16 protein-coding genes and 1 pseudogene are annotated in these 25,280 nt (G+C 70.5%); 10 read left to right on the forward strand and 7 right to left on the reverse strand.

Annotation, left to right across the window (positions count from 1 at the left end):
• The first annotated feature begins 400 nt into the window (after nucleotides 1-400).
• On the forward strand, nucleotides 401-2,590 hold the full coding sequence (locus tag OG335_RS05480) for an FhaA domain-containing protein (protein WP_405009853.1): 2,190 nt from the start codon (nucleotides 401-403) through the stop codon (nucleotides 2,588-2,590).
• 657 nt (nucleotides 2,591-3,247) lie between these two features.
• On the forward strand, nucleotides 3,248-4,843 hold the full coding sequence (locus OG335_RS05485) for a M4 family metallopeptidase (RefSeq protein WP_405009854.1): 1,596 nt from the start codon (nucleotides 3,248-3,250) through the stop codon (nucleotides 4,841-4,843).
• 337 nt (nucleotides 4,844-5,180) lie between these two features.
• Here the strand turns inward: OG335_RS05485 and OG335_RS05490 are convergent, their stop codons facing one another.
• Both OG335_RS05490 and OG335_RS05495 read right to left on the reverse strand, forming a co-directional pair.
• The gene (locus OG335_RS05490; protein WP_405009855.1) at nucleotides 5,181-7,406 is read right to left on the reverse strand and encodes a CocE/NonD family hydrolase; all 2,226 of its coding nucleotides are present in this window, start codon (nucleotides 7,404-7,406) and stop codon (nucleotides 5,181-5,183) included.
• A gap of 137 nt (nucleotides 7,407-7,543) precedes the next feature.
• A complete protein-coding gene (locus OG335_RS05495) occupies nucleotides 7,544-9,283 on the reverse strand; it encodes a CocE/NonD family hydrolase (protein ID WP_405009856.1) in 1,740 nt (579 codons plus the stop codon).
• 331 nt (nucleotides 9,284-9,614) lie between these two features.
• On the opposite strand from OG335_RS05495, the gene OG335_RS05500 reads away from it, so the two are divergent.
• From OG335_RS05500 to OG335_RS05515, 4 genes are all read left to right on the forward strand, one after another.
• The gene (locus OG335_RS05500; protein ID WP_405009857.1) at nucleotides 9,615-10,283 is read left to right on the forward strand and encodes a TetR family transcriptional regulator; all 669 of its coding nucleotides are present in this window, start codon (nucleotides 9,615-9,617) and stop codon (nucleotides 10,281-10,283) included.
• A 1,101-nt stretch (nucleotides 10,284-11,384) separates the two neighbouring features.
• Entirely contained in the window at nucleotides 11,385-11,936 is a 552-nt protein-coding gene (locus OG335_RS05505) for a nuclear transport factor 2 family protein (RefSeq protein WP_405009858.1), read from the forward strand.
• A 132-nt stretch (nucleotides 11,937-12,068) separates the two neighbouring features.
• Complete coding sequence (locus OG335_RS05510; RefSeq protein WP_405009859.1) at nucleotides 12,069-13,298, forward strand: acyl-CoA dehydrogenase family protein; 1,230 nt, start codon at nucleotides 12,069-12,071, stop codon at nucleotides 13,296-13,298.
• Nucleotides 13,299-13,591: 293 nt separating this feature from the next.
• Nucleotides 13,592-14,086 carry a flavin reductase family protein gene (locus tag OG335_RS05515; protein WP_405009860.1) on the forward strand — a complete coding sequence of 165 codons (495 nt, stop codon included), beginning with the start codon at nucleotides 13,592-13,594 and terminating at the stop codon, nucleotides 14,084-14,086.
• 98 nt (nucleotides 14,087-14,184) lie between these two features.
• On the opposite strand, the pseudogene OG335_RS05520 reads toward OG335_RS05515, so the two are convergent.
• Nucleotides 14,185-14,439, reverse strand: a pseudogene (locus OG335_RS05520) (IS701 family transposase); the annotation flags it as partial.
• A 193-nt stretch (nucleotides 14,440-14,632) separates the two neighbouring features.
• On the opposite strand from OG335_RS05520, the gene OG335_RS05525 reads away from it, so the two are divergent.
• Nucleotides 14,633-15,589 (forward strand): NAD-dependent epimerase/dehydratase family protein, encoded by a 957-nt coding sequence (locus OG335_RS05525; RefSeq protein ID WP_405009861.1) that lies wholly within the window; start codon nucleotides 14,633-14,635, stop codon nucleotides 15,587-15,589.
• A gap of 254 nt (nucleotides 15,590-15,843) precedes the next feature.
• On the opposite strand, the gene OG335_RS05530 is transcribed toward OG335_RS05525, so the two are convergent.
• Together OG335_RS05530 and OG335_RS05535 are read right to left on the reverse strand one after the other, a co-directional pair.
• Complete coding sequence (locus OG335_RS05530; protein ID WP_405009862.1) at nucleotides 15,844-17,109, reverse strand: ThuA domain-containing protein; 1,266 nt, start codon at nucleotides 17,107-17,109, stop codon at nucleotides 15,844-15,846.
• The gene (locus OG335_RS05535; protein WP_405009863.1) at nucleotides 17,106-17,270 is read right to left on the reverse strand and encodes a hypothetical protein; all 165 of its coding nucleotides are present in this window, start codon (nucleotides 17,268-17,270) and stop codon (nucleotides 17,106-17,108) included. Before OG335_RS05535 ends, OG335_RS05530 begins: the two co-directional genes overlap by 4 nt.
• Before the next feature lie 172 nt (nucleotides 17,271-17,442).
• Here OG335_RS05535 and OG335_RS05540 point away from each other — a divergent pair, with 172 nt between their 5' ends.
• From OG335_RS05540 to OG335_RS05550, 3 genes are all read left to right on the forward strand, one after another.
• Nucleotides 17,443-18,462: a LacI family DNA-binding transcriptional regulator gene (locus OG335_RS05540; protein ID WP_405009864.1), complete on the forward strand. Its 1,020-nt coding sequence runs from the start codon at nucleotides 17,443-17,445 to the stop codon at nucleotides 18,460-18,462.
• Nucleotides 18,463-19,001: 539 nt separating this feature from the next.
• Nucleotides 19,002-21,197 carry a ricin-type beta-trefoil lectin domain protein gene (locus tag OG335_RS05545; RefSeq protein WP_405009865.1) on the forward strand — a complete coding sequence of 732 codons (2,196 nt, stop codon included), beginning with the start codon at nucleotides 19,002-19,004 and terminating at the stop codon, nucleotides 21,195-21,197.
• Between the two features lie 187 nt (nucleotides 21,198-21,384).
• Nucleotides 21,385-22,788 carry a ricin-type beta-trefoil lectin domain protein gene (locus OG335_RS05550; RefSeq protein WP_405009866.1) on the forward strand — a complete coding sequence of 468 codons (1,404 nt, stop codon included), beginning with the start codon at nucleotides 21,385-21,387 and terminating at the stop codon, nucleotides 22,786-22,788.
• Between the two features lie 145 nt (nucleotides 22,789-22,933).
• Here the strand turns inward: OG335_RS05550 and OG335_RS05555 are convergent, their stop codons facing one another.
• On the reverse strand, nucleotides 22,934-23,728 hold the full coding sequence (locus OG335_RS05555; protein WP_405009867.1) for an alpha/beta hydrolase family protein: 795 nt from the start codon (nucleotides 23,726-23,728) through the stop codon (nucleotides 22,934-22,936).
• Between the two features lie 97 nt (nucleotides 23,729-23,825).
• Nucleotides 23,826-25,247, reverse strand: coding sequence for a GH1 family beta-glucosidase (locus OG335_RS05560; protein WP_405009868.1), 1,422 nt, complete (start codon nucleotides 25,245-25,247; stop codon nucleotides 23,826-23,828).
• Nucleotides 25,248-25,280: the final 33 nt, after the last annotated feature.

Below are 25,280 nucleotides of genomic sequence, written 5' to 3' on the forward strand. Positions count from 1 at the left end.
CGTGTCGGTGGTCGACGGCGGTGCCATCCGACGCACGAGCGCGGCTGCGCATCGATTCGCGCCCGTGTGCTCCATATGGCCCTGAGCTGTCCGGGCGGGCCGCCGATCGCAGGTGCGGCCGACCGTTCCGTGCTCTTGGACGGGTGTCGGGTGTCGCGGTGCTGCAACCTGCATCGTTTGTGTCGCGTTTTGTCGGCAGCGTCCTGGCGCCGCGGGCCCTGAACCCGTTTGCGTCAGGTCGTGCGCTCGGGTGGCGCTGTCGGGGCAATGTGATCGATGTGGTGAATCCGCGGGGACACGCGTCGCCGTGGCGCCGCTTCGCCTCTCCTGGATCTATTCCTAGGACTCATGTCCGTTCATATGGCCACACAGAAGGATGATCGACTCCGAAGGACTACCTGTGACCCCCCTGAACAAGATCGAGCAACGCCTGGAATCGTTGGTCAACAGCGCTTTCTCGAAGGTTTTCAAGTCGCAGGTGCACCCGGTGGAGATCATCGGCGCCTTACGACGCGAGTGCGATGTCAATGCCAGGGTCTGGGACCGGGACAGCACGGTTGTGCCCAACGGGTTCATCGTCGAGCTCAGCCCGACCGACCATGAGCCGCACCGCCCGCACCTGGGTGTACTCAGCCGGGAACTGGCCGGCAAGGTCCGCGAGTACGCCGAATCCCAGCGCTATTCGTTCCTCGGGCCGCTGCGGATCCAGGTGCAACGCGCCGATGACCTCGAGACCGGGAACTACCGGCTCCGCAGCCGGATCGAGGTGCCGCCGGAGGTCCAGCGGGCGGTGGAAGCCGCCCAGCGATCGGGGAACGCCTTCCCGACGCACCTGCTCCACGGCAGTTGGCGCACCGCGGCCCGACAACAGAAGACCGGCCTTCGGGACAGGAAACAGCTCCTGACGGACGACCAGTTCTCCGACCTGGGACTGACCATCAGCGACAACGGGATGCTGGTGGCTGCAGACCGGCCTCCGGGGCCGCTTCACCCGGACCCGCGGCCGGCCGGCCGGATCGAAGCACCGGCCCGGCACGCCCCGGTCGTCCCGCCAGGACCGGAGCACCGCCAGACCCACTCCCGGGCCACCTGGCCCCCGCAGGATGTCGCCGAGCACCGGGTGTCGCCGTCCGGCACATCCGCGTCCCCGCGCCCGCTCGCACTCTGCACCAACGGATCTTCAGCCCTTCGTAAGGAACCGCAGCCCATGACACAGGAGCACAGCCACCACATCGGCACCCCGGCGATGGCGGAGCCGGCCCACGCCGGCTACTCCGACCCCCTGCCGCCGACGGACCTGCCCACGCCGGCCGCTCCCCCACCGGTGCACCAACCACACGCCTCACAACCGGCGGCCGCACGGTCGGCCGCGCCCTACGATCCGGCCGCGATGGGCCGGCCGCTGGACCAGGTGCTGGCCGCCCACAGCCCCTACGCACCTGCCACGCCGCCCGAAACCCGGCCCCACAGCCGGCCGGCTCCGACCTCCGACCCCTACGCCGCGAACCAACGCATGCCCTACACCCCAACCACCCATCCGCTGCACCCGCGTCCGGCCACCGCCCGCAGCGGCGCGCCGTGGGCGGCTCAGGAGCGGACAGGCCACGGCGGACTCGGGTACGGAACGGCGGAGCTGACGTCCGGCAACCTGCTGCGCACCCGCCCCGAGGACCGGCGGGGCCTGAACTGGCTGAAGGTCGGCGGGCGGGCGGCCGAACGGGAACGCCTGCGCAAGACGGCCCTGATCCGCACCCCGGTGGTGAACTGCTACAGGATCGCCGTGATCAGTCTCAAGGGCGGGGTGGGCAAGACCACGACCACGGTCGCCCTCGGTGCGACCCTTGCCGCCGAACGCCAGGACAGGGTGATCGCGGTCGACGCGAACCCGGATGCCGGCACCCTCGCCCGGCGGGTCCACCGCGAGACCGCCGCCACCGTCCGCGACCTGGCAGGCGAGATCCCCAACCTCACCAACTACATGGCCGTGCGCCGCTACACCTCCCAAGCGCCGTCCGGCCTGGAGGTCCTCGCCAACGACGTCGACCCGACCTTCTCCACGGCCTTCAACGACGACGACTACCGCCGCGTGGTCGACTGCCTCGGGCAGCACTACCCGATCATCCTCACCGACTCCGGCACCGGCCTGCTCCACAGCACCATGAGTGGCGTCCTCGACCTCGCGGACCAGCTCATCGTCGTCGCAACCCCCAGCATCGACGGCGCGAGCAGTGCCAGCACCACCATCGACTGGCTCATGGCCCACGGCTACGGCGACCTCGTCCAGCGCAGCATCACCGTCGTCTCCGAGGCCCGCAGGCCCAGCAGGGCCGTCAAGGTCGAGGACATCGTCGCGCACTTCCGCGCCCGCTGCCGCGCCGTCCTGACCGTGCCCTACGACGATCACCTGGCCGTCGGCGCCGAGGTCGACCTCGCGAAGATGAAGCCCTCCACGCGTGCCTCCTTCTTCCACCTCGCGTCCCTCGTCGCCGCCGACTTCTCCCGCACCCAGCCCGAACCCACCGGGTGGCACCCGGCCCCCCACACCGGATACAACCCTGCCAACCTCTTCTCCACACCCACGTGGAACTGATAGCCACCGGCACGGCACATCCCCTCCGCAGCCACTCCCCGGGAACGACAGGCCCACCGGTCACGTACGGAACACGAGCGGTGCGGGCAGATCCACCCGATCTGCCCGCACCCCGACCGGCGGAATCCACGTCACCGCCGAGGCGCACACCCCCCGACCGGGCCGCCGCACCCACCCGACCCGGCCAGGGCGCAGAACCGGGTGACGCCGGCCCCAGGGCCGATGCGTTCTCGGCCGGCGGGACGGACCGGTTCGTCGGCTCCGGTGGCTGACGGGCGGTCTGCCGGACCGGAAGCAGAGGAAGTCGCGCATGCTGTCGCCGGTCAGGGCGGTGAGAGGGGCGAGGCGCCCGCCGGTCCGGCCGAGGTCGGCAGGCTGACGAAGGCGCCGGTCAGCCGGTTGTCCACGGTGTGCCGGGGGCGTCGGGCCGGCTCGTCGGTCGTTCCGTCCGATGTCCGGGGAGGCGGATCGCCCTCCGGCCCCGTGCACCGTCCCGACCGGTCGGGTGACACCCCCTCAGTGCGGTTGGATTCGATGGGGATCGCCCGGGCCCTCGGCTACGAAATGGTCAAATCCCATACTGTTTCGTAGAACTGTTTGTCTGTTCACGGCCAAACTCGCAGTCGGTCACCCCGCAGCTACCGACTGGAGTACAGAGTGAGCCCCTCCTCCTCACCGCGCCGCCGCACCCTCACGGCCGGCGCCCTCGCGGCCACCGCCGCCCTCGTCGCTGCCGGCGTCCAGGTCGCCACCGCGACCGCCGTCCCGGGCCGCGACACCGCGATCGCCGACGCCAGGAGCAACGTCTCGCACAACGCCGGGCTCTTCGGCTTCGGCGCCGGACAGGCCCTGCAGGTCAAGGACGTCGTCATCGACGCGGACGGCAGCCAGCACGTCCGCTTCGACCGCACGTACCAGGGCCTGCCGGTGGTCGGCGGCGACCTGGTGGTGCACCAGGACGCCCACGGCCGGCTCAAGGACTCCTCCCGGGCCAAGGGACACAATCCGACCGTCAGGTCCACGGTGCCGAGCGTGCCCGCCCGGTCCACCGCCGCGAAGGCGCTGGCCTCCGCACCCGGCATATCCTCCGCCACCTCCCAGCCCCAGCTGGTCGTCTGGGCCGCCGACGGCACCGCCCGCCTGGCCTGGCAGACCACCGTCAGCGGCCTGGGCAAGCAGGGCCAGCCCTCCGGCCGCGTCATCGTCACCGACGCGACCACCGGCGAGGAGATCGAGCACTTCGACGCCGAGCACGAGGCCGCCGGCACCGGCCGCTCCGAGTACACCGGTACCGTCACCGTCGACACCACCCTGCAGTCCGACGGCCGGTACGCGCTGATCGACCCGGTCCGCGGCCACATCACCAGGGACGCCGGCAACGTCTCGGCGAGCGGCCTGAAGGCGAGCTCCGGAACGCTCTTCACCGACGCCGACAACACCTGGGGCGACGGCCGGAAGTTCTCCTCCGACCGCGCCACGGCCGCCGTCGACGCACACGCCAACACGGCCTGGACGTACGACTACTACAAGAACACCTTCGGCCGGAGCGGCATCAAGAACGACGGCAGGGGCGCCACCGTCTTCGTGCACGTCGGCACCGCCTGGGACAACGCCCAGTGGTCCGACGCCTGCTTCTGCATGATGACCGGCGACGGCGACGGCACCACCGACCCCGAGCAGGTCGACCTCGACACCATGGGCCACGAGATGACCCACGGCGTCACCAGCGCGACCGCCAACCTCCGCTACAGCGGCGAGTCCGGCGGCCTCAACGAGTCGACCAGCGACATCTTCGGCACCATGGTCGAGTGGTACGCCAACAGCAGCGTCGACACCCCCGACTACCTGTTCAGTGACCAGTCGACCCCGCCGTGGCTGCGCCGGCTCGACAAGCCCTCGCTGGACGGCCGCTCCGCCGACTGCTGGAGCAAGAAGGTCGGCCAGCTGGACGTGCACAACTCCTCCGGCGTCGGCAACCACTGGTTCTTCCTCGCCAGCGAGGGCAGCGGCAGCCGGACGATCAACGGCGTCACCTACAACAGCCCGACCTGCAACGGCTCCACCGTCACCGGCATCGGCAACCAGAAGGCCGCCAGGATCTGGTACCGCGCGCTGACCGTCTACATGACGTCCACCACGGACTACAAGGGCGCCCGCACCGCGTCCCTGAACGCCGCGAAGGACCTCTACGGCGTCGGCAGCGCCGAGTACAACGCGGTCGCGGCCGCCTGGAGCGCCGTCAGCGTCTCCTGACCCGTCCGGCAGCGGATGCGGCGGCCCGGTCACCGACCGGGCCGCCGCGGCGCGGGCTCGGGGCCCGACGGTTGCCGTCCCGTTCCCGTTCACCCGACGGCTCCCCCGTGCAGGGCCCCTTGGGGTTCCCGGCCGGGGTCGCCTCCGAGCTGCGGGTGTGGCAGCCGTCCGCCGACCGGTGGCCGGGCCTGACCGTGGGCCAGGCCGGCCCCGGGCTGCCGTTCCGGCTCCTGGCGCTGGTCGGTGCCAGAACCCCCAGAACCCCCAGAACCCCCGGAGCTCCCGGCCACCTGACACGAGGGGTCGGCCCCGGCTCGTCCCGTGCGCTGCTCGGTGCCTACGTCGTCAGGCGACGCGGCACGATCGGGAGTTGCACGTAACCGATGTGGCCCGGCCCGGTGTGAACGGTGTTGACAGCGCCCGCGTGGTAGTTCACGTCGTACGCGTGGTGCACGCCGTGCGCGACGCCGTCGTAGGGCTGGATGTCGATTCGCAGGCGCTGGCCCTTTCGGATCAGTCCGGTGTTGGGGATGAGCTCGATCTCGACCGGTACCACCTCGCCGTCGCGAAGAGGGGCGTGGTCGCCCTTGAGGTGGGTGTGCTTGGGGGTGTGATCGGTGGAGCGCTCGGTGTCGAGCTTGCGATGCGACGCCTTGAGCCATCCCTTGGTGAGCGGGGCGATGCGGTCCGGGTAGTTCATCGTGGTGATGCCGGTGAAGTCGACCTCGCGGTCCTGTTCGTCGATGACGCGCGCCGAGACGTAGATGTCCATGTCCTCGCTCGTGGACGACACCCACAGCGCGACCTTGCCGTATCCGGCGACGACCGAGTCCTCCGTCAGGGGTTCACTGATGAACGAGACACCGGTCGTGCGGGGATCCGCCGATTCGGCGTCGGCGGAGTAGCTCGTGCGCTGCTCGGCCGCGGGCTCCGTCGTCGAGAGCCGCAGGAAGCCGGCGCGGGTGGCGTCTCCGGCCCAGTCCGACGGGTTCGCGTCGAAGAACCACTTCGTGTAGTCCGTTCTGGCGATCGGCCATTCGTCCTCCTCCTGGATGTAGGAGGCCCCGTTGCCGGTGCGGATCTCCAGGCGCACCGGCGGGGTGTCCATGATCCCGTTGTCGATGCCCTTGAGCCAGTGGTCGAAGAACGCCTTGTGCCGGGCGACGGTGTCGGCCGCGTAGGACTTCTGGAACCAGTCCTCCCAGAAGTCGAGCTTCTTGTCGGGGGTCGGCGTGTTGAGGTAGGCCTCGCTGCTGCCGAGCTGGTGGAAGTGGGCGAGATGGGTGGTGGCGGCGACGGACCACAGCGGTACCGTGACCCCGCTCAGGTCCGGGCTCATGAACAGTTCGGCGCGCGGCCCGAAGATGAGGTCCGGGTCGGAGTCCTTGAAGGGGCTCTCCTTCATGATGCGGGTGAAGTCCGCGATGTCGGGTTCGCCGCAGATCGCCGGTACGAACCCGGCCTTCTTCCACATCGGGAAGAAGTGCTCGTTGAGGATGCCGCCGTTGTAGGCGACCTCCTCGTACAGGTCGACGTCGGTTCCGATGGCGATCATCGCCTTGAGGTGCGGGGGGTGCAGGCTCGCAGCGGCGTGCTGGCTGACGGCGAGGTACGACATGCCCCAGAGGCCGACCGCGCCGTTCGACCAGGGCTGGACCCCGGCCCACTCGATCGCGTCGCGGAACGCCTCGGCCGCGGCGATGCCCCACGGGGCCAACTGGCCGGGGCTCCTGCCCGATCCGGGCATGTCCACGCGGACGACGGCGTACCCGTCGGGCACCCACGTCGCGGTGTTGACGGTCTCGTGGTTCTCGAACTGCAGACCCTCGGCGTTGCCGGAGAAGTAGTCCTCCTCCATCTGCTCGTGCCGTTCCAGGTCGGCCTCGCTGCAGACGGAGTGATGGTTGAAGGCCTTTCCGTAGGGTCCGCAGCTGACGATGACCGGGTAGGTTCCGGGTTCCGCGGGACGGAACACGTCGGCGAACACGTGTCGGCCGTTCTGGAGCGGGATCATCACGTCGCGGAAGCGGAGGATGCCCATCGCGTTGCGGCGGAGCTCGTTGCGGGCGTTCGCGGGGGTGCACAACCGCCGTGGCGTCGCGTCGGTGAAGACCCCGGCCCGGTCGAGGTCGTCGAGGAGTCCGACGACGACCTCGTCATCGGTGAACGCCTGGATCCTGTCGGCCACATGGGGGCCCGCGTAGTTGGCGTCGTGACGGAAGTCGATCCTCCGGTCGCCGACGATGTCGTGCACTTCGGGAGCGATGACGGTTCCGTTGTCCCGGATGCCGCTGCGGCCGAGCGAGAACACCAGGCGGGCGATGTTCGTCACGCCCGGGTCCTTCAGCTTGGCGATGTCCCCGTCGACGCGTGCGACGATCTGCGCGAGATGCAGCCGGGGTGCCGCGGGGGCGTGCCCGATCGAGGTGTTGCCGACCAGGAACGCGATCCGTTCGCCCTCCTCGTACCGGAATTCGCCGCGCTCGTTGGTGAGTCCACAGGAGGTGGGGGTCTCGTACTTCAACCCGGCGACGGGCCCTGCGAGAACACCTGTGAGAGTCATCGTCTCTTCCTTACGTCGGTCATTGGTGCCGGGCCGGTGTTCGACGCCGGTCCCGGGGCGCATCGGCACGGGTGGCACGGAGCAACGGGCGCTCGGGCGGCGGGTGCTGCTCGCGGCCGTCCGCGGACCCGCGCCCGTCATGCCGTTCTGAGCGGCAGTTGCAGGTACGAGGCCCGGGTTCCGCCGGTGTGCACGATGTGTGTCCCCGCGTTCTGCGGTTCGTGGAACGGGACGCCGGGCATGATGGCGCCGAGCAGGTTGTGGGCGCTGATGACGAGTCGCAGCTGCTCGCCGCGGTGGAACACCAGGCCGACCGGGGCGAGGTCGATCTGGATCTCCGCGACGTCACCGGCTGCCAGCTTCTCGATCCGATCGAAGCTGTGCACGGGGATCTCGTCGGTGCTGAGGTCGTCGTCGAGGTGGCGGGCGGAGACGCGCAGACGCCCGTCGGAGCCCTTGTACCGCAGGACGGACGCGCTCCGCTCGGTGGCGTCCTGCAGCAGGGCGCTCCTGGCGGGGACGGTGAACTGCTGCAGCGGCGTCCCGTTCGCGTCGAGCTTCTGCACGAGAACGAACAGATCCATGTCGTCCGCGCCCTCCGCCTCGACCCAGAGGTGCGCCTTCGGATAACCGACCATCTCCGTCTCCTCGTCGAACCCGACGACGAAGGAGACCTGGCCCGGGAGCATCCGGGCGCTGTACCGCGCGCTGCTCCCGGACGACGGCGCTTCACGCCGCAGCGTGCGGGAGGCCGCGTCGAGGTAGAACCTCGTGTTCTCGACGCCGTCCGGCGGGAAGGTGTCCGCGGGCCGGCCGACGCGGTCGACGCCGTGCAGGTCGAGCGTGGCGTAGCGCACCCGCGGGGTCTGCTCCCAGCCGTTGTCCTCCCCCTTCAGGTAGTGGTCGAAGAACCGGCGGAGCTCCTCGCGGTGCGCCTCGTCGTAGTAGTCCGGCCACTCCTGGGTGGCGTGGATGCGGAGCCACTTCTCCTCCGAGGCGATGCGCCGCCAGGCCCGGAAGGTCCCCTGGGTGTGCAGCGTGTTGGAGTAGCTCGCGACGATGTACGCCGGGACGGTGATCCGGTCGAAGCGGGGCACCTTCTCCTCCCAGAGCTCGTCGAAGAGGGGGTGCTGCTCCGCTTCGGCGACGACGTCCTCGCGGCGGTTGGCGCCGACGAAGTTGTGCTGCAGCCGCTCCGTGAAGCCGGTGTCCGGCATGCCGCCCCGCAGTACGAGATCCCGGTAGACGTCGCTGATGCCCTCCCAGGGGTTGATCGCGGCGAGGTGCGGCGGCTGCTCGGCCGCGGTGAACCACTGGGACACGGCGAGGTACGACGTCCCGCTCATGCCGACCTTGCCGTTGCACCACTCCTGCTCGGCGAGCCACTCGACGAGGTCGTGGCAGTCGAGGCCCTCCTGCCGGTCCCAGAGGTGGCTGTCGCCGCCGGACTCCGCCACGCCCCGGGGATCGGGATTGCAGATCGCGTACCCGTTGGCGCACCAGAACGCCGGGTCCGGCCCCTCGAACTTCGCAAGACCGGACAGCGCGCCGTTGTCCACTCCGATCATGTCGAACAGCGAGGTGGTGCTGGGGGCGGTGCCTCCGCTCTTGCCGTACGGGCTCCACGCCACGATGACGGGTACCCGGTCGCTTCCTGTCGGCCGGAAGACGTCCGTGTAGATCGTCACGCCGTCGCGCAGCGTCACGGGGACGTCCTTCTCGAAGACGACCTCGACCGGGAGCGGCAGGAACCGCGGGCCGATCCGGAACCCGGCGGGCAGGGTCCGGGTGCCGGGTTCGTAAGGGCTCAGCAGGCCACGGACCGGCCCCGCCTCGTAGGGGTAGGACGGCACGAAGACCTTCTCGAAGTCGCTCATCGCGGTGTTTCCTCTCACCGGCTCGGGGGTCGGGCCACCTCGGACTGCCGGGTCGGACGGTTTGCTGCCAGGGAGCGTACGGTGACGCCCAGGTTAAATCAACCACTGTTGATATGACGCGCAGATCACCGGCCCAGAGCTCCGGCGCAGTCGCGGATCGTCCGATCGCGACGGTCCGCGACGGACGGACCGCGGCCCGGACGCGGAGCGGGCACCGACTCCACCGCAGGTCACAGCCTTGCGGGTGCGCCCGCCGTCCACGGCCTGGCTCGCGCGATCACGCACCGGCGTCCCGCGGCCGGGCCGGAGCCCTGATCGCTAGACTGGCCGCATGCCCGCCGAATCCACAGCGCCGGCGTCGCGTCCACCGCGTGGCCGGCGGCCGGGGCAGAACGCGACCCGTCAGACGATCCTCGACGCCGCACGCGCCCGCTTCGCAGGAGACGGCTTCAAGGCCACGACGATCCGCAGGATCGCCGCGGACGCGGGCGTCGACGCCGCCCTGGTGATGCAGTTCTTCGGATCGAAGGACGAGCTCTTCGCCGCGGTGATGTCGATCTCGCCGAGCGTGCTCGCGCGGATCGCCGATTCGTTCGACGGACCCGAGCACTCGCTCGGCGAACGGGTCGCCCGGGCCCACCTGAGCGTGTGGGAGGGCGATCCCAAGGACGCGGACGCCCTGCTCGCGATGCTCCGCGGGGCGATCGCGAACGAGCGGGCGACCGCGCAGTTCCGGGAGTTCGTCGAGTCGCGCCTGACGGAGGACGTCAACCGCCGCGCGCTCGACGACCACGACAGTGCCGTCCGGGTGGCGCTGGCCGCGTCCATGCTGATCGGCATCGTCGTCGGACGGCGGGTCGTGCAGGTGCCCCTGCTCGTGAGCGAGGACATCGAGTCGATCGTCGAGCGGGTCGGGCCGGCACTGCAGGAGATCCTTGCGCCCAGGACCCGACCCCCGGCCCCCGCTCTGGAGCCGGAGCCGGAGCCGGGCCTCGGGTGATCAGGCGATCAGGGCGCCCAGATGGCACCCTCGCCACCAAGTGTCAACATTTGACCCGTGGCGCACCGGTCGACCCGTCGCGCGCGACCGAGGTCCGGCGACGGCCCGGCCGGTCCCGATGGTCCCGTTCGCCCGTTAAGCACCGATTGATCCACTGCGCGGAAGGACACCTGACCCGAGTCGCGCCCCGGGGCTCGACGCCCCCTCCCGCCGCCCCCTGGGCGGGCGTGACGGTCAGCCGGCGAACTCCCGCAAAGTGTTGACAGTTCTTCCGGTGCTCCGCATGATGGTGCCCACGTTCGCCACCGCTTCCACCGGTGACGAGCCGTCGTCGGGTGCGGCGCGAACAGATCGACAACCAGGACCGCCGCATGCGACGGGCGGGCAGTTCCTTTCGCCGGATCCCCTGCCCGGCCGGGAGTGACCGCGGTGACGGGTCGTCCGGTGCGGACGGCCGACGACGGGCCCTTCGCCTTCGGCCGGCACGACCGGTTGCGGGGCGACGGATCCGGCGGCGCCCCCGTCGGCCCGCGCCCCGGAGCACGCGAGGCGGACGGGGCAGGCCTGCCTCGACACCACCTCACCGCTGCCCACCCTGAAGCCGCCGACAGCGTCCCGACCGGTATCCGCCGCCAGGGGCACCCGGTCCGACGACGGGAATGTGCGAAAACCACCGGACGTTCCGTCGCGGCCGGGAGCAATGACCGCCTGGGCAGCCCCGGAAAATCCGGTATTCGGTCGGTGTGGCGACGGGAACGTACACAGGGAGGATCGCCCGTGATACTCGTGACAGCATCGGACGGCCATCAGGGAAATATCCTGACCCCTCGAATCCTGACGGCGGGTGAGAAATCGAGACGGGCTTCGCCGCCGTCCGCACCGCACAGGCGGCGGGCGTAAGACACTTCGCCTTCAGCCAGGTGCTCCATGCGATTCCCACCGATCTCGCCCGGCACGGGATCGAGCGCGATCCCGTTTGTTCACAGGGAAACTGACGCCCCAAAGGCGTCAGCGGGCGTGTTCCGGTTCCAGCACTGCGGCGGAGAGAACCGCGAAGACCTTGACGGGTCGACGACACATGTCAACGAAAGGGAGAAACTGATGAACCTCGAAGAACTGAGCGCACGGGCGCAGATCCACGACGTGCTGCTGCGGTACTGTCGCGGTCTCGACCGGGTGGACATGGACCTGGTCCGGAATGCCTTCCACGAGGACGCGTGGGTGCAGTTCCCCGCGAGCCTGCACGTCGGCCCGGTCGAGGGATTCCTCGAATTCCTGACGGCCGAGATGCCGCGATTCGTCCGCACCATGCACTTCCTCGGGAACAGCCTGATCGAGTTCGACGGTCCCGACGTCGCCCATGTCGAGACGTACCTGCAGGCGGATCACCAGGGATCGGAAAGGCACCACTGGAAGGGGGAGACCGTCAAGCTCTGGGCGCGCTACCTCGACCGGTTCGAGCAGCGGGACGGCGTGTGGCTGATCGCACGCCGCCGACTGCTCGTCGACTGGATGTACAAGTACCCCGTGAACGGCTGGTTCGACGACCACCCCGACGCCTCGGTGGGCCTGCGTGACGGAACCGATCCGAGCCTCGACCGGGTCGCCGGCTTCCACGGAACGCCGCTGGGAAAGCAGGACTGGCCCAGCTGACCCCTTTCCGGGCGGTCCCCCCGGCGGTCGCGCCGAAGGCGACCGCCGGGGCGGCCGGGGAGAGGAACCCGCCGCCGACGGCACGGGTCCGGCGGCGGTGAACGTGACAACAGTGAGAGGGTGATCAAGCCGATGGCTACGAACATCGAGTCGGACATCGATCGGCCGCAGGCCCGGGAGATCGTCGCCCGCGTGGTGACGATGCAGCCCTGGCTGCGCGAGCACCAGGCCGTGGCCGAGCAGCAGCGCCGCATTCCCCAGGACACCGTCGAGCGTCTCGACGCTGCCGGTGTCTTCGGTCTGACCAGGCCGAAGCGGTACGGCGGCGCGGACTTCACCACGCGGGAGGTGCACGACGTCTTCCGTACGCTCGGTGCCGGGTGCGGGGCGACGGCCTGGATGGTGTGGGCGGCCGCGGGCGGCAACATGTGGAGTCTCGCCTTCCCCGACGACGTCGTCGCACCGGTCTACGAGTCACCCTGGGTCGGGAACCGCACCTTCGCGGTGGGGGGCACGAGCAGGCGCATGTCCGGGACCGCCCGGCAGGTTGCCGGCGGCTGGATGGTCAAGGGCGTGTGGCCGTTCGCCACCGGGAGCGTCCATGCCTCCCACGGCTTCCTCGCCGTCTTCCATGACGAGAGCGACGACGCGAAGGTCGGCATGGTCCTCGTCCCGAAGGACTCGCTCGTGGCCCGGGACGACTGGGATGCGATGGGGATGGCCGCGACGGGCAGCCAGACCGTCGCGACGGACGGTGAACTCTTCGTCCCCGACGAGCGCTTCAGTACCCCCGAGCGGCTCGCGGCGCGGATCGCCGAGCTCACCGGGCAGGGCCGCGGGCCACGCCGCGGGGGCCTCGTCCGCTCGCTCGTGACGAGTACGGGAGTAGCACTCGGCATGGCCGACCAGGCCATGGAGGTCTTCCTCGGCGGTGTCGGCAAGCGGAGCGTCCCCTACTCGCCCTACGCGAACCAGATCGACGCGCCGGTCGCGCACCTCACCGTCGGCCGCGCCCACACCCGGATCCGTGCGGCGGCCCTGGTGGCCGACGCCGCTGTGGCCGAGCTCGACCGGCGCGACGTCGAGGGCCTGGACCTCTCCGAGCGCGAGGCCGTCCAGTTCCACATCGACGTCGCGTACATCTGGGACGCGTGCGCCTCCGCGGTCGAGACGCTCTTCCGCGCCTCCGGAGCGTCGGCGATCGCCAAGCGGCAGCCGCTCCAGCTGATCGCCCGGAACTGCCGCGCCGGCAGCCTGCATTCCGCACTCAACATCGACACCTGGACGGAGAACGTCGGACGGGCGCTGTGCGGCGTCGAATCCGGACCGCAGTCGATGAGCGTGCTCGAACGACGGGCGTAGGCACGTGAGTCCGGACGGTGACAGGCTCGCGGCATCCGCGGAACGGTGCGGAACGGTGTCGACCCGCGAGCCGCTCGAACCTGCCCCGTCCGGATCTCCGCCTGCCCCGCCGTGTCCCAGCCACCGGTGTCGTTCCTCATCTCGTCCGTACCGGCACACCGGGCTCCTCGGACGGGATGTCCGGGCGGCTCCGGTGGTTCGACAGCAGACGGCACCACCACCGATGACACGTGGGCGATCACGTCCATGCCGACCCGGACGAGCGCTGGGCGCCGGCCGGAGAAGGAGTTCCGATGAGAGACATCGAGCCGGTGACGGCCACCGACCAGCTGCGGCGGGCCTTCGGGTGCTTCCCGTCCGGGGTCACCGCCCTGTGCGCCCGGGGCGACGGCGAGCCCCTGGGCCTGGCCGCCAGCTCGTTCACCTCCGTGTCGATGGACCCGCCCCTGGTGTCGGTCTGCATCCAGCACACCTCCACCACCTGGCCCAGACTGCGCGAGCAGCCCCGGCTCGGAGTGAGTGTGCTGGCCGAGGGCCAGGACGACGTCTGCACACGACTGGCCGCCAGGACCGGCGACCGCTTCGCCGGGACCGACTGGTACTCCTCCGACGACGGCAGCGTCTTCGTCGACGGCGCCACCCTGTGGCTCGACTGCACCATCCACGAGGAAGTCCCCTTCGGGGACCACGACATCGTGCTGCTGCGGATCCACGGCCTCAGTGCGGCCCCGGACACCTCCCCGCTCGTCTTCCACGCCAGCCGCTTCCGCAGCCTGGCCGGCATCTGAGCCGTCCCGGCTCCTGCGGAGTCTCTGAGGTGGCGGCGCGGGAGGCCCGGTGGCGCGGAGCGGGGCTGTGCACCGCTGGTGGCGCTGCCCGTGGGGAACAGCTGGAGCGAACGGGGCGAGTAGCAGCGGTACCAGGCAAGTTCGCCGGTGCTGCGGTTGCGGCGAATCAGCAGGTGCCGATGACCCGTCGGTTCGCCCGTGGTGACGGCGACCAGTGCCCAGTCGTACCAGCGGTGCCCCTTCGCGCCGTATCCCGCGGACAGCTTCTGCCAGGCCCGGCCTGGGATGCGCTTGGCCAGGTGGTCGGCACGCCGAGGGCGGGCCGGGTCTACGCTGTGACCTGCGGCCACTGCGTGATCTTCTGTCTTCGCACACTGATGATCAGCGGTGGCCGCACCCGTCTCCGCGCCGGTACCCGCCCGCAGGATCACGACGCCGGCACGCCATGGGCCAGGTGACGGTGCCGGGCGAGCCCGCGCCGGAAGTCATACCGTGCTGCGGAATCTCGGTGGAGGTGGCCTGAGGACGCCGTTAATGTCGGGCGCTATGCGACTTCTTGTACTTGGCGGCACCTCGTTCGTGGGCCGGGCGATCGTTGACGACGCGCTGCGTCAGGGGGTCGAGGTGACCTTGTTCAGCCGGGGCAGAACCGGCACCGACCTGTTCCCGGGCGTGCCCCGGCTGATCGGAGACCGGGACACCGGGGACTACGCGGCGCTGCAAGACGGCAGCTGGGACGCTGTCGTGGACGTCAGCGGGTATGTGCCGCGCCATGTCGGTCAGGCGATGGAGGCGCTCGGCGACCGGGTCGGCCGGTACCTGTTCATCTCCAGTCAGGCTGTTTATGTGCAAACGGGCGTGGGGCCGGGCTCGGACGAGGACACACCCCGCCGCCCGCCGGTGCGTGACACCGAGGAGCTCGACGAGGACACCTACGGGCCGTGCAAGGTGGCCTGCGAGGACGACGTGGTGGCCCGGTACGGCTCACGCGCGACGATCGTGCGGCTGGGGAAGGTCGCCGGGCCGCACGACGGGCAGGACGGGCTCGTGTACTGGGTTCGCCGGGCCGCGCGCGGCGGCCGGGTGGCACTGCCAAGCAGCCCCGAACAGCCGGTTCAGGTGGTCGACTCCCGCGACGTGGCCCGCCTCGTGGTGCAGCTGCTGCTGGACAACAGGCCCGGCGCGTTCCACGCCGTCGGTCCGGCTGAGCCGACCACGATGGCTGAGCTGATCACCACCTGCGCGCGGGTGGCGGGCAGCCAGGTCGAGATCGTTCCTGTGCCTGCCGAAGCAGTGTCGCCGTTCTTTCCGCTGACCCGCCCCGAGTCGATGTGGCCGACCCAGCAACGAAGCCCCGCGCGCGCCCGCGTGGCCGGCATGCCCGCAACCCCGTTGGCGGTGACCGTCGCTGACGTACTGGCGTGGGACCGTGAGCGCGGCGAACCGCCGCTCCGGCACGGACTGTCCCCTGCAGAGGAGGCGGAGCTACTCGCCAGAGCCTGACGGTCGCAGGAAATCAGCTGGGCAGGCACCTGTGGGCGCCGCAGAAGCGACTCCACTGCCCAACGGCCGAGGGGGAGCACCCCGTCCAGTCGTGATCACGATCTACGGCTGGAGTATGAGGGACTGAACCATGAGGTGGGTTTCAGGCGGCGGAAGCTCCGCCCCGACCGCCACCTCGAACTCCTCCTGCACAGGCGGCGCACCGGTCGGAAATCCCACCGCCCATTCAACCGGTGCGCCGCGGTTCGGGGATGTCAGCCGGGCACGGTCCACTGCTGGTTGGCGCTGGCGTAGCAGGTCCAGATCTGCAGCCGGGTGCCGTTGGCCGAACTCGGCCCGGTGGCATCCAGGCACTTGCCGGACGCGGGATTGACCAGCTGGCCGTTGGACTGGTGCTGCCACACCTGCGCACCGGACCCGTTGCAGTCGTACAGCTGCACCTTGCTGCCGTCCGCGGTCCCCGCCGCCGTCACGTCCATGCACTTGCCCAGCGCCTTCACCGTGCCGTCGGAGCCGACCGTCCACTGCTGGGCACCGGTGCCGTTGCAGTCGTACAACTGCACCGCCGCACCGTTGGCGGGGCTCGCACCCGCCACGTCCACACACTTGCCGCCGTACCCGGTGATCCGACCGGTGGCGCTGCCGGGGGGCGGGGTGACGGGTCCGCTCTGGCCGGCGGCCCACGCGATCTCCTGCAGGAGGAGCTGGTTCTGCTGGGCGCTGGCGAAGGTCGACGACAGGGCGGTGTTCGTCGCGTAGTTCATCGCGTTGTGGCCGAAGTTGTCGTACACCATGCGGTAGTTGCGGTTGGTCCAGACGATCGGGTAGTAGCCGCTGTACCAGGTCTGGTTGGGGTCGGTGCCGATCGGGAACGTCGAGGGGTCCATCGAGGCCAGCACGTCGATCGCGGGGTTGTTGCGCAGGTCGTTCTGCCAGCTGTACCACTCGCTGACCGACGAGGTGACGGTGGCGGGGAGTCCCGCTGCGGCCGGGTGGCTCCTGTCGTCGATGCGCAGCGTCTCCTGCGTGGGACCCCAGGTGTTGGTCCGGAAGGTTCCCGTGCCGAGGAACGTGTTGTGGTACCAGGGCCAGTCGCTGCTGTCGGTGTTGAACGCCGAGACGTGGAAGCCGACGAAGCCGCCGCCGTTCTCCATGTACGTCTGGAACGCCGCTCGCTGGGAGGCGGTCTGCGGATAGTTGTCGAGGAAAATCACCACCTGGTACTTGGCCAGGTTGGCGCTGTTGAGCTGGCTCCAGTCGGTGGTGGCGGTGTAGGTGAAGCCGTGCGTGGCGCCCTGCTGCGGGAACCAGGAGTTGGCCTCGTGGTCGAAGCTGATGTGCGCGGCGTCGTACGTGCCGTCGTAGAAGGCGAGCACCTTGAACGTCGTGGCGGCCCGGGCGGTGTGCGCCGGTGCCGCTTGCAGTCCCAGCACGACGGCGCTCAGGGCGAGGAGCCGGAGCAGCAGCGTGCCCGTCCGGCGTCCGGACCGCCTGGATGTCCTCGGGCGGAGTCCGATCATCGCAGTGACCTTTCCTCGACGGTGGTGTCGGGGCCGTCGGCCGCTCGGAGCGCGTCGGCCCGGGGGGCGTCGGCGCCGACCGCGCCCGCCGTGCCGACAGGACCGGCCACGGTGGCGGTGTCCGCGGCTAAGGCAGCGGTGATGCCGTGTTTGACGCGCATGGGAGCTCCGTATGACCTTCGGGGTGACGGTTTCAGCGGGCAGACCGGAGTCTGCGCGTGTGCACGACACCGCGTCAAGACTTCCGACAGGAAACCTTCCTGACAGCGGGTTCCCTCCGAGCCCTGACGCACTACGGATAGAGTTCGGACATGAAGTGGAGCTCTGTCTCGGTTGGGTAGGCGGCCGGGTTCGCGGATCACGATCCGGGCCATCGCGGACGAGGCAGGCGTCTCGATCGCCACCGTCTCCCGGGTGATCAACGGACGGGCCGCAGTGGCGCCCGCGACACAGGAGATGGTCCGCCAGGCGGCCAAGCGGCTCGGCGGCCTCTCGGGCGAGCCGGCGGCGCCGTCCGCAGAGCACGCGGTCTACGTGCACTGCCCCTACATGCTGACCGACTACTTCGGCCCGATCGTGACCTCCGTCGTCGAGACCCTGTCGCTGCACGGCCGCAGGGCGATCGTGCAGGCGGGCGAAATCGCGCAGAGCGGCACGTCGTCGCTGCTCGCCCTCCCCGGGCAGGCCGACATCGCGGGCGCCGTCCTCATCCTGCCGCCCGGGTCCACCGAGGATCTCCTGTCACTGCACGCCCAGCGCTACCCGCTGGTGGTGATCGACCCGCGGGAGGAACTGCCGGAGGACGTGGCGTCGGTGTCGGCCGCCCACGTGGCGGGCGCCCGCCGGATCACCGGCCATCTCATCTCCCTGGGCCACCGCCGCATCGGCTTCATCGGCGGTCCCGACAACTGGCTCGCCAGCCGCAGCCGCCTGATCGGCCACGCCTCCGCGCTCGCCGAGATCGGCACACTCGTGGAGCCGGCCCTGGTGCACCACGTCGTGGAACCGACCACGGAACACGGCTACCGGGCCGCACTGGCACTCCTGGACCACGAGCGGCGCCCCACGGCGATCGTCGCGTTCAACGACAAGACCGCCGCCGGCGTCCTACGCGCCGCCCGCGACAAGGGCCTGCGGATTCCGGAGGACCTGTCGGTGACGGGGTTCGACGACAGCGAGCTGAGCCAGAACACCACGCCGATGCTCACCACCTCCCGGCAGCCGCTGGAGGAGATGGGACGTATGGCCGTCTCCCTGCTGATGCGCCTGGTCGCCGGCCACGCCGTCGACACCCTGCACGTCGAGCTCGCGACGCCGCTGGTGATCAGGGAGTCCACCGCGCAGGTCCGCTGACCGCAGCGCCCCCGGCAGCACCACAACGCCCGCCCGGCCTGCGGACGCCGCCGGCCGCCTGCCATGACCCGTTTGTAAAGAACCGCCGCTGTGCGCCGCCTCCGGCCCGGACGTCCCCGGGCCGCACCCCGGCAGTGCGGCACACCGTCCCGCCGCCGGCATGATCTTTTCCTGTCGCATGTCATGCTCGCGCCCCTCCCCACCTGCGGCTCTCCTCACCGCATCGGCCGGACAGGCCACCGACGGCAACGGCCTTCTTGCTGCAGGGGGTTGACGGTGGTCAACGGCGGCTCTAACTTCACGATTTGTAAAAAGGCGTGAAACAAGAACGTCAAATGGCGGCACTGATACGCGTGCAGCCTGCGTCAGGCCCCGCCCACGCACACGAACGTACGGCCTCCCCACCCCCACACCGTGCACCGACAGGGCGTCGCGCCGCAGCGTCCGCACGCGGCAGGGCATCGCACCCGACCACGCCGTCCTGTCCCACCGGTCGCTGCGCCGACATGTGCCATCAGTCCCAGGAAGGACCCCCGAGCATGCCCAACCTCCCCCCACTGCGCCGTAGGCGGCGAACCGCCCCGCTGGCCACGGCCCTTGCCGCCTCGCTGGCCGGCGTCGGCGCGCTGGTCGCCGTCGGCACCGGCACCGCCGGTGCCGCGACGGCCGGTGCGATCAGCAACATCGGCAACGGCAAGTGCCTGGACGTCACCGACGGCTCGACCGCCGACGGCACCCCGGCCCAGATGTGGAGCTGCGTGGCAGGCAGCGCCAATCAGAGCTGGACGCTCAACGGCGACGGCTCACTCACCGCACGGGGCAAGTGCCTGGACCTGGTCGGCAACGGCACCGCCAACGGCACCGCGGTCCACCTGTGGACCTGCTACAGCACCGTCGCCACCCAGAAGTGGCAGTACACGGCAGGGCACGACCTGGTGAACACCGCGACGAACAAGTGCCTGGACATCAAGGACAACAGCTCCGCCGACGGTGCCCGCCTGCAGATCTGGGACTGCGCCGGCACCGGCAACCAGAAGTGGAACTACGCCGGTTCCACCACCACGACTCCCCCGACCACACCGCCCCCCACCTCCCCCTCGGGCAACGACCCCGACCTCGGGCCGAACACCGTCGTGTTCGACCCGTCGATGTCCGCCTCCTCCATCCAGAACAAGCTCAACGGCATCTTCACCCAGCAGCAGTCCAACCAGTTCGGCAACCAGCGCTACGCGGTGCTGTTCAAGCCCGGCACGTACAACGCCGACGTCAACGTCGGCTTCTACACCCAGGTCGCCGGCCTGGGCAGCAGCCCCGACTCGGTGAACATCAACGGCGCCGTGCACGCCGAGGCCGACTGGTTCCAGGGCAACGCCACCCAGAACTTCTGGCGGTCCGCGGAGAACCTGTCCGTCACCCCCAACGGCGGCAGCGACCGCTGGGCGGTCTCGCAGGCCGCCCCGTACCGGCGCATGCACGTGCGCGGCAACCTCAAGCTGGACGACGGCGGCTGGTCCAGCGGCGGCTTCATCTCCGACTCCAAGGTCGACGGCCAGATCCAGTCCGGCTCCCAGCAGCAGTTCCTCACCAAGAACACCCAGATGGGTTCCTGGTCGGGCTCGAACTGGAACATGGTCTTCGTCGGCGACCAGGGCGCCCCCGCGCAGTCCTTCCCGACGTACACCACCGTCCCCTCCGCGCCGGTCAACCGCGAGAAGCCCTACCTGTACATCGACGGCGCAGGCGCCTGGCAGGTCTTCGTGCCCGCCGTGCAGACCAACGCCTCCGGCACCACCTGGAGCGGCAGGACCCAGGCCGGCACCTCCGTGCCGATCGACCAGTTCTACATCGCCAAGCCCGGCGCGAGCGCGGCCGACATGAACGCCGCGCTCGCCGCGGGCAGGAACCTGCTGATCACCCCCGGCGTCTACCACCTCGACCAGACGCTCAACGTCACCCGCCCGGACACCATCGTGCTCGGCATGGGCCTGGCCACCCTCATCCCCGACAACGGCATCACCGCGCTGAGCACCGCCGACGTCGACGGCATCAAGATCGCCGGAGTCCTCGTCGACGCCGGCACCACCAACTCCCAGACCCTGATGCAGATCGGCCCGAACGGCTCCTCCGCGAGCCACTCGGCCGACCCGACCACGCTCAACGACGTGTTCTTCCGCATCGGCGGCGCCACCGTCGGCAAGGCCACCCAGTCGCTGGTCGTCAACACCAACGACACGATCATCGACCACACCTGGATCTGGCGGGCCGACCACGGCAGCGGCGTCGGCTGGACCACCAACACCGCCGACACCGGACTCGTCGTCAACGGCCGGAACGTCACCTCCTACGGGCTGTTCGTCGAGCACTTCCAGAAGACCCAGGTCATCTGGAACGGCAACGGCGGCCGCACCTACTTCTTCCAGAACGAGCTGCCCTACGACCCGCCCAACCAGGCCGCGTTCAAGAACGGCTCCACCAACGGCTACCCCGCCTACAAGGTCGGCAGCTCCGTCACCGGCCACGAGGCGTGGGGCCTGGGCAGCTACGCCTACTTCAACGTCAACCCCTCGGTCGTCGAGGACCACTCCTTCGAGGCGCCCCAGACCTCCGGAGTGAAGTTCCACGACATGGTGACCGTGGTCCTCGGCGGCGCCGGCACCATCAGCCACATCATCAACGGCACCGGAGCCACCGTCACCCCGAGCAGCAACGTCGCCTACCTCACCACCTACCCGTAACCGGAACGGCACCGACAACACCGGGCCGCCGAACGGGAAAGGACGGTCCTCCCCCTTCCGTCCACCCGGCTGCCCGCCAGGGGCCGGCGGTGACCGAGCCGCCGGCCCCCGCTCCCGCACGCCACCGGCCACCACCGCCGGCACCACCTCCAGCACCCCCCAGCCGCTCCGTAGGAGGAACCCCCACATGATCCGATCCCACAGCCGATGGCTCGCAACCGCACTCGGCGTGCTGCCGCTGGCCGCCGCCGCGATCCTGGTGACCACGGCCGGTCCCGCGTCGGCCGCCGCCAACGCCGGACCCGGCTTCCCCGCCCACTACGCGGCCCCGTACGCGGAGATGTGGAACAGCCCGTCCACCCTGATGAACGCGTACAACGCCACCGGCAACAAGTACTACACACTGGCGTTCATCATCAGCCAGGGCACCTGCAACGCCACCATCAACGGCGACACCCCGGTCACCGACTCCGGCTGGAACAGCGCGATCAACAGCCTGCGCGCGGTCGGCGGCGACGTCATCGCCTCCTTCGGCGGCGCCGGCGGCTCCGAACTGGCCTCGTGCGGCACGGTGGCGTCGATGCAGGCGCAGTACAAGAAGGTCATCGACCAGTTCAACCTGACCCGCATCGACCTGGACATCGAGGGCGGCACCCTCGACAACACCGCCGCCAACGACCGCCGCAACACGGCGCTGGCCAACCTCCAGCAGCAGTACGCGGCCCAGGGCAAGAGGCTGGACGTCGACTACACCCTTCCCGTCAGCCCGAACGGCCTTGAGGCCAACGGCATAGCGCTGCTGAACAACGCCAAGAGCCACAACCTCGACGTCAACCTGGTCAACATCATGACCATGGACTACGGGCCGGCCATGGACATGGGCCAGGCCGCGATCAGCGCCGCCAAGGGCCTGCACACCCAGCTCGGCCAGATCTGGAACACCAAGACCTCCGCGCAGCTGTGGGCGATGGAGGGCAACTGCCCGATGATCGGCGTCAACGACACCGCGGCCGAGGTCTTCACCACCCAGGACGCCCAGGAACTGGAGGCCTTCGCCGCGGCCAACGGCATCCAGGAACTGACCTTCTGGTCGCTCGGACGGGACAACCAGGGCTCCAGCGGCACCCCGCAGAGCACCTGGCAGTTCACCAACACCTTCAAGGCGATCACCGGCGGCAGCACGCCGACCGACCCGCCGACCACGCCGCCGCCGGGCACCACCGTCATCCGCGGCTACGGCGGCAAGTGCGTCGACGTGGCCGGCGCCAACAGCGCGAACGGCACCAAGGTCGACCTCTACACCTGCAACGGCACCACCGCCCAGCAGTGGACGCACACCGGCAGCACCTTCCGCGCCCTGGGCAAGTGCCTCGACGTGGCCGCGGCCGGCACCGCCGACGGGACCAAGGTCCAGGTGTACGACTGCAACGGCACCAACGCCCAGGCCTGGACGACCGGCGCCAACGGCAGCCTGGTCAACACCGGATCGGGCAAGTGCCTGGACGTCACCGGCTGGAGCACCACCGACGGCAACCAGCTCCAGATCTGGAGCTGCACCGGCACCGCCAACCAGAGCTGGACACTCGGCTGACGTCACGGATCACCAGCCGGCCCCCGCGGATCACCGCCGCGGGGGCCGGCCCCGTCGCGCGACCCGCGCAGGCGTGCCGACCGCTCCGAGGCACTCGCCGTCCGGCCCGTACGGGCGAGGGCGGTGCGCGTCGTGTCGGAGCCGGTCAGCGCAGGTGGAGCCGCGTTCTGCCGGGTGCCGGATCTCCGCTGGCGGGCGGGGTGCTGCGGACCGTGGCGGGCCGCCTCGCCCGGTCGCCTCGGTCCGCTGGTGCGTCCGGACGCGTGTCGGCCCGGGGAGGCCAACCGCGGCGGGTGAGCCATCGGGTGCAGGCGGCGAGCCAGTCGGTCTGCGCGTCGCCCCGCACGTCGGTCGGCGCGATGTGGAACTCGAAGTCGATGGCGTTGCGGGCGAGTTCCTGGGCGTAGCGCAGGGAGTGGGTGACGGGCAGGACGGCGGAGTCGGCCGGGTGCCACAGGAAGGTGGGTGAGGTGCGTTCCCGGACGAGGTTCTCGGCGCTGAGGGTGCGGCGGTCGGTGATGGACGGGTGGGGGCCGAGGAGCCTCTCGGTGCTGCCGTGGTGCGGGTGGTGGGCGAGCGAGATGAGGGGGCCGTGCAGGATCGCGAGGTCGGGCGGGTGGGGTCCGGTGGCGAGGAGTGCGGCGAGGTGTCCGCCGTCGCCGAATCCGAGGACGGCGACCCGGGCGGGGTCGACCGGCACGCGGTCGCCGGCCCGGATGAATTCCAGGGCGTGCCGCGCGCGGGTCAGCGGTTCGGGGTGGCGGCCGGGCAGGCCGGGCGTGTCCAGGGTGAAGGCGTGGAGGCCGAGCCGGGTGAGGGCGTCGACGGCGGGTGCCGGGTCGGTGCGGGCGGGGCCGCCGTAGGCGTGGCCGGGCAGGACGAGGACCGCGGGCGCGGGGCCGTCCGGGTCGTGCCGTGAGCGTGTGACCGTCAGGTGCACGGGCGGTCCTCTCGTCCGGGTGCGGCGGGGGTGCCCCCCGGGGTCGCGGGTCGCCCGCCGGCGGCCCGCGGCCCCGGGTGTCCGCCGGGCGCCTTCGTCAGGCGTGGCGGGCGCGGTGGGCGGTGATGGTGTCGCGCAGCCACAGGGCGCTCTGCTTGGGCGTGCGGGCCTGGGTGTCGTAGTCGACGCGGACGATGCCGAACCGCTTGTCGTAGCCGTACGCCCACTCGAAGTTGTCGAGGAGCGACCACAGGAGGTAGCCGCGGACGTCGGCGCCGCGGGTGCGGGCCTCGGCGACGGCGGCGAGGTGTGCGGCGAGGTACTCGGTGCGGTCGGCGTCCGCCACGAAGCCGGTGGCGTCCGGCTCGTCGTCGTACGCCGCTCCGTTCTCGGTGATCACCATCGGGACGCCGGGGTAGTCGCGGGAGATCCGGGTGAGCAGGTCGGCGAAGTCGTCCGGCATGACCTCCCAGTCCAGGTACGTGGTGGGCAGGCCGCCCACCGGCACGCCGCGGGTGACGGGCAGCCCGTCGGGGGTGGTGGTGGAGCCGTCCTCGGCGGTGCCGGAAGCCTTGAACGAGCGGTAGAAGTTGACGCCGAGGGTGTCGATCGGGGTCGAGATGATCTCCAGGTCGCCGTCCCGGACGGGGATCTCCACGCCGCGCGCGGCCAGGTCCGCGACCAGGTCGGCGGGGTAGGAGCCGCGCAGGACCGGGTCGAGGTAGAAGCGGAAGCCGAGCGCGTCGGCACGGCGGGCGGCCTCGCGGTCCAGGTCGGAGTCGGTCGCGGGGGTCGTGTTGCCCAGGATGTGGGTGACGGCGAGGTCGATCGGGCCCCTCGCGGCGGCGCGCAGGCGGCGGGCGGCGAGGCCGTGTGCGAGGTGCAGGTGGTGCACGGCGGCCACGCCGTCCTGGAAGTTCCGGCGGCCGGGGGCGTGGACGCCCTCGACGTAGCCGAGCATGGCCGAGCACCAGGGCTCGTTGAAGGTCGTCCAGTGCGCGACGCGGTCGCCGAGTCGGTCGTGCACCAGCTCCGCGTAGTCGGCGAAGCGGTAGGCGGTGTCGCGGACGGGCCAGCCGCCGGAGTCCTCCAGCTCCTGCGGGAGGTCCCAGTGGTAGAGGGTCAGCCACGGGGTGATGCCCTGGCCGAGGAGCTCGTCGACGAGGCGGTCGTAGAAGGCGAGGCCGGCGGGGTTCGCGGGGCCGCGGCCGTGCGGCTGGACGCGCGGCCAGGCGACGGAGAACCGGTAGGTGTCCAGGCCGAGGCCGCGCATCAGGGCGACGTCCTCGGGCATCCGGTGGTAGTGGTCGCACGCCACGTCGCCGGTGTCGCCGTTGTCGATCGCGCCGGGCACCCGGCACAGGGTGTCCCAGATCGACGGTGTGCGGCCGTCCTCGGCGACGGCACCCTCGATCTGGTAGGCGGACGTCGCCACCCCGAAGCGGAAGTCGGCGGGCAGGGTGGCTATCAGCTCGTCGTGACGCGCGGACGCGACATGGGTGGGCAGGTCGAGGGTCATGGGACGTCTGCTTTCGAATCGGGAGAAGGGGTC

The organism is Kitasatospora sp. NBC_01539 (genome assembly GCF_045040525.1).
In the GTDB taxonomy this organism is placed as follows: domain Bacteria; phylum Actinomycetota; class Actinomycetes; order Streptomycetales; family Streptomycetaceae; genus Kitasatospora.

Excerpts from the sequence above, each read along its gene's own strand:
- OG335_RS05500 (WP_405009857.1), top strand. The coding sequence starts at position 9,615 with ATGCCCGCCGAATCCACAGCGCCGGCGTCGCGTCCACCGCGTGGCCGG.
- OG335_RS05510 (WP_405009859.1), top strand. The coding sequence starts at position 12,069 with ATGGCTACGAACATCGAGTCGGACATCGATCGGCCGCAGGCCCGGGAG.
- OG335_RS05530 (WP_405009862.1), bottom strand. The coding sequence starts at position 17,109 with ATGATCGGACTCCGCCCGAGGACATCCAGGCGGTCCGGACGCCGGACG.
- OG335_RS05515 (WP_405009860.1), top strand. The coding sequence starts at position 13,592 with ATGAGAGACATCGAGCCGGTGACGGCCACCGACCAGCTGCGGCGGGCC.
- OG335_RS05550 (WP_405009866.1), top strand. The coding sequence starts at position 21,385 with ATGATCCGATCCCACAGCCGATGGCTCGCAACCGCACTCGGCGTGCTG.
- OG335_RS05490 (WP_405009855.1), bottom strand. The coding sequence starts at position 7,406 with ATGACTCTCACAGGTGTTCTCGCAGGGCCCGTCGCCGGGTTGAAGTAC.
- OG335_RS05560 (WP_405009868.1), bottom strand. The coding sequence starts at position 25,247 with ATGACCCTCGACCTGCCCACCCATGTCGCGTCCGCGCGTCACGACGAG.
- OG335_RS05535 (WP_405009863.1), bottom strand. The coding sequence starts at position 17,270 with ATGCGCGTCAAACACGGCATCACCGCTGCCTTAGCCGCGGACACCGCC.
- OG335_RS05495 (WP_405009856.1), bottom strand. The coding sequence starts at position 9,283 with ATGAGCGACTTCGAGAAGGTCTTCGTGCCGTCCTACCCCTACGAGGCG.
- OG335_RS05525 (WP_405009861.1), top strand. The coding sequence starts at position 14,633 with ATGCGACTTCTTGTACTTGGCGGCACCTCGTTCGTGGGCCGGGCGATC.
- OG335_RS05505 (WP_405009858.1), top strand. The coding sequence starts at position 11,385 with ATGAACCTCGAAGAACTGAGCGCACGGGCGCAGATCCACGACGTGCTG.
- OG335_RS05545 (WP_405009865.1), top strand. The coding sequence starts at position 19,002 with ATGCCCAACCTCCCCCCACTGCGCCGTAGGCGGCGAACCGCCCCGCTG.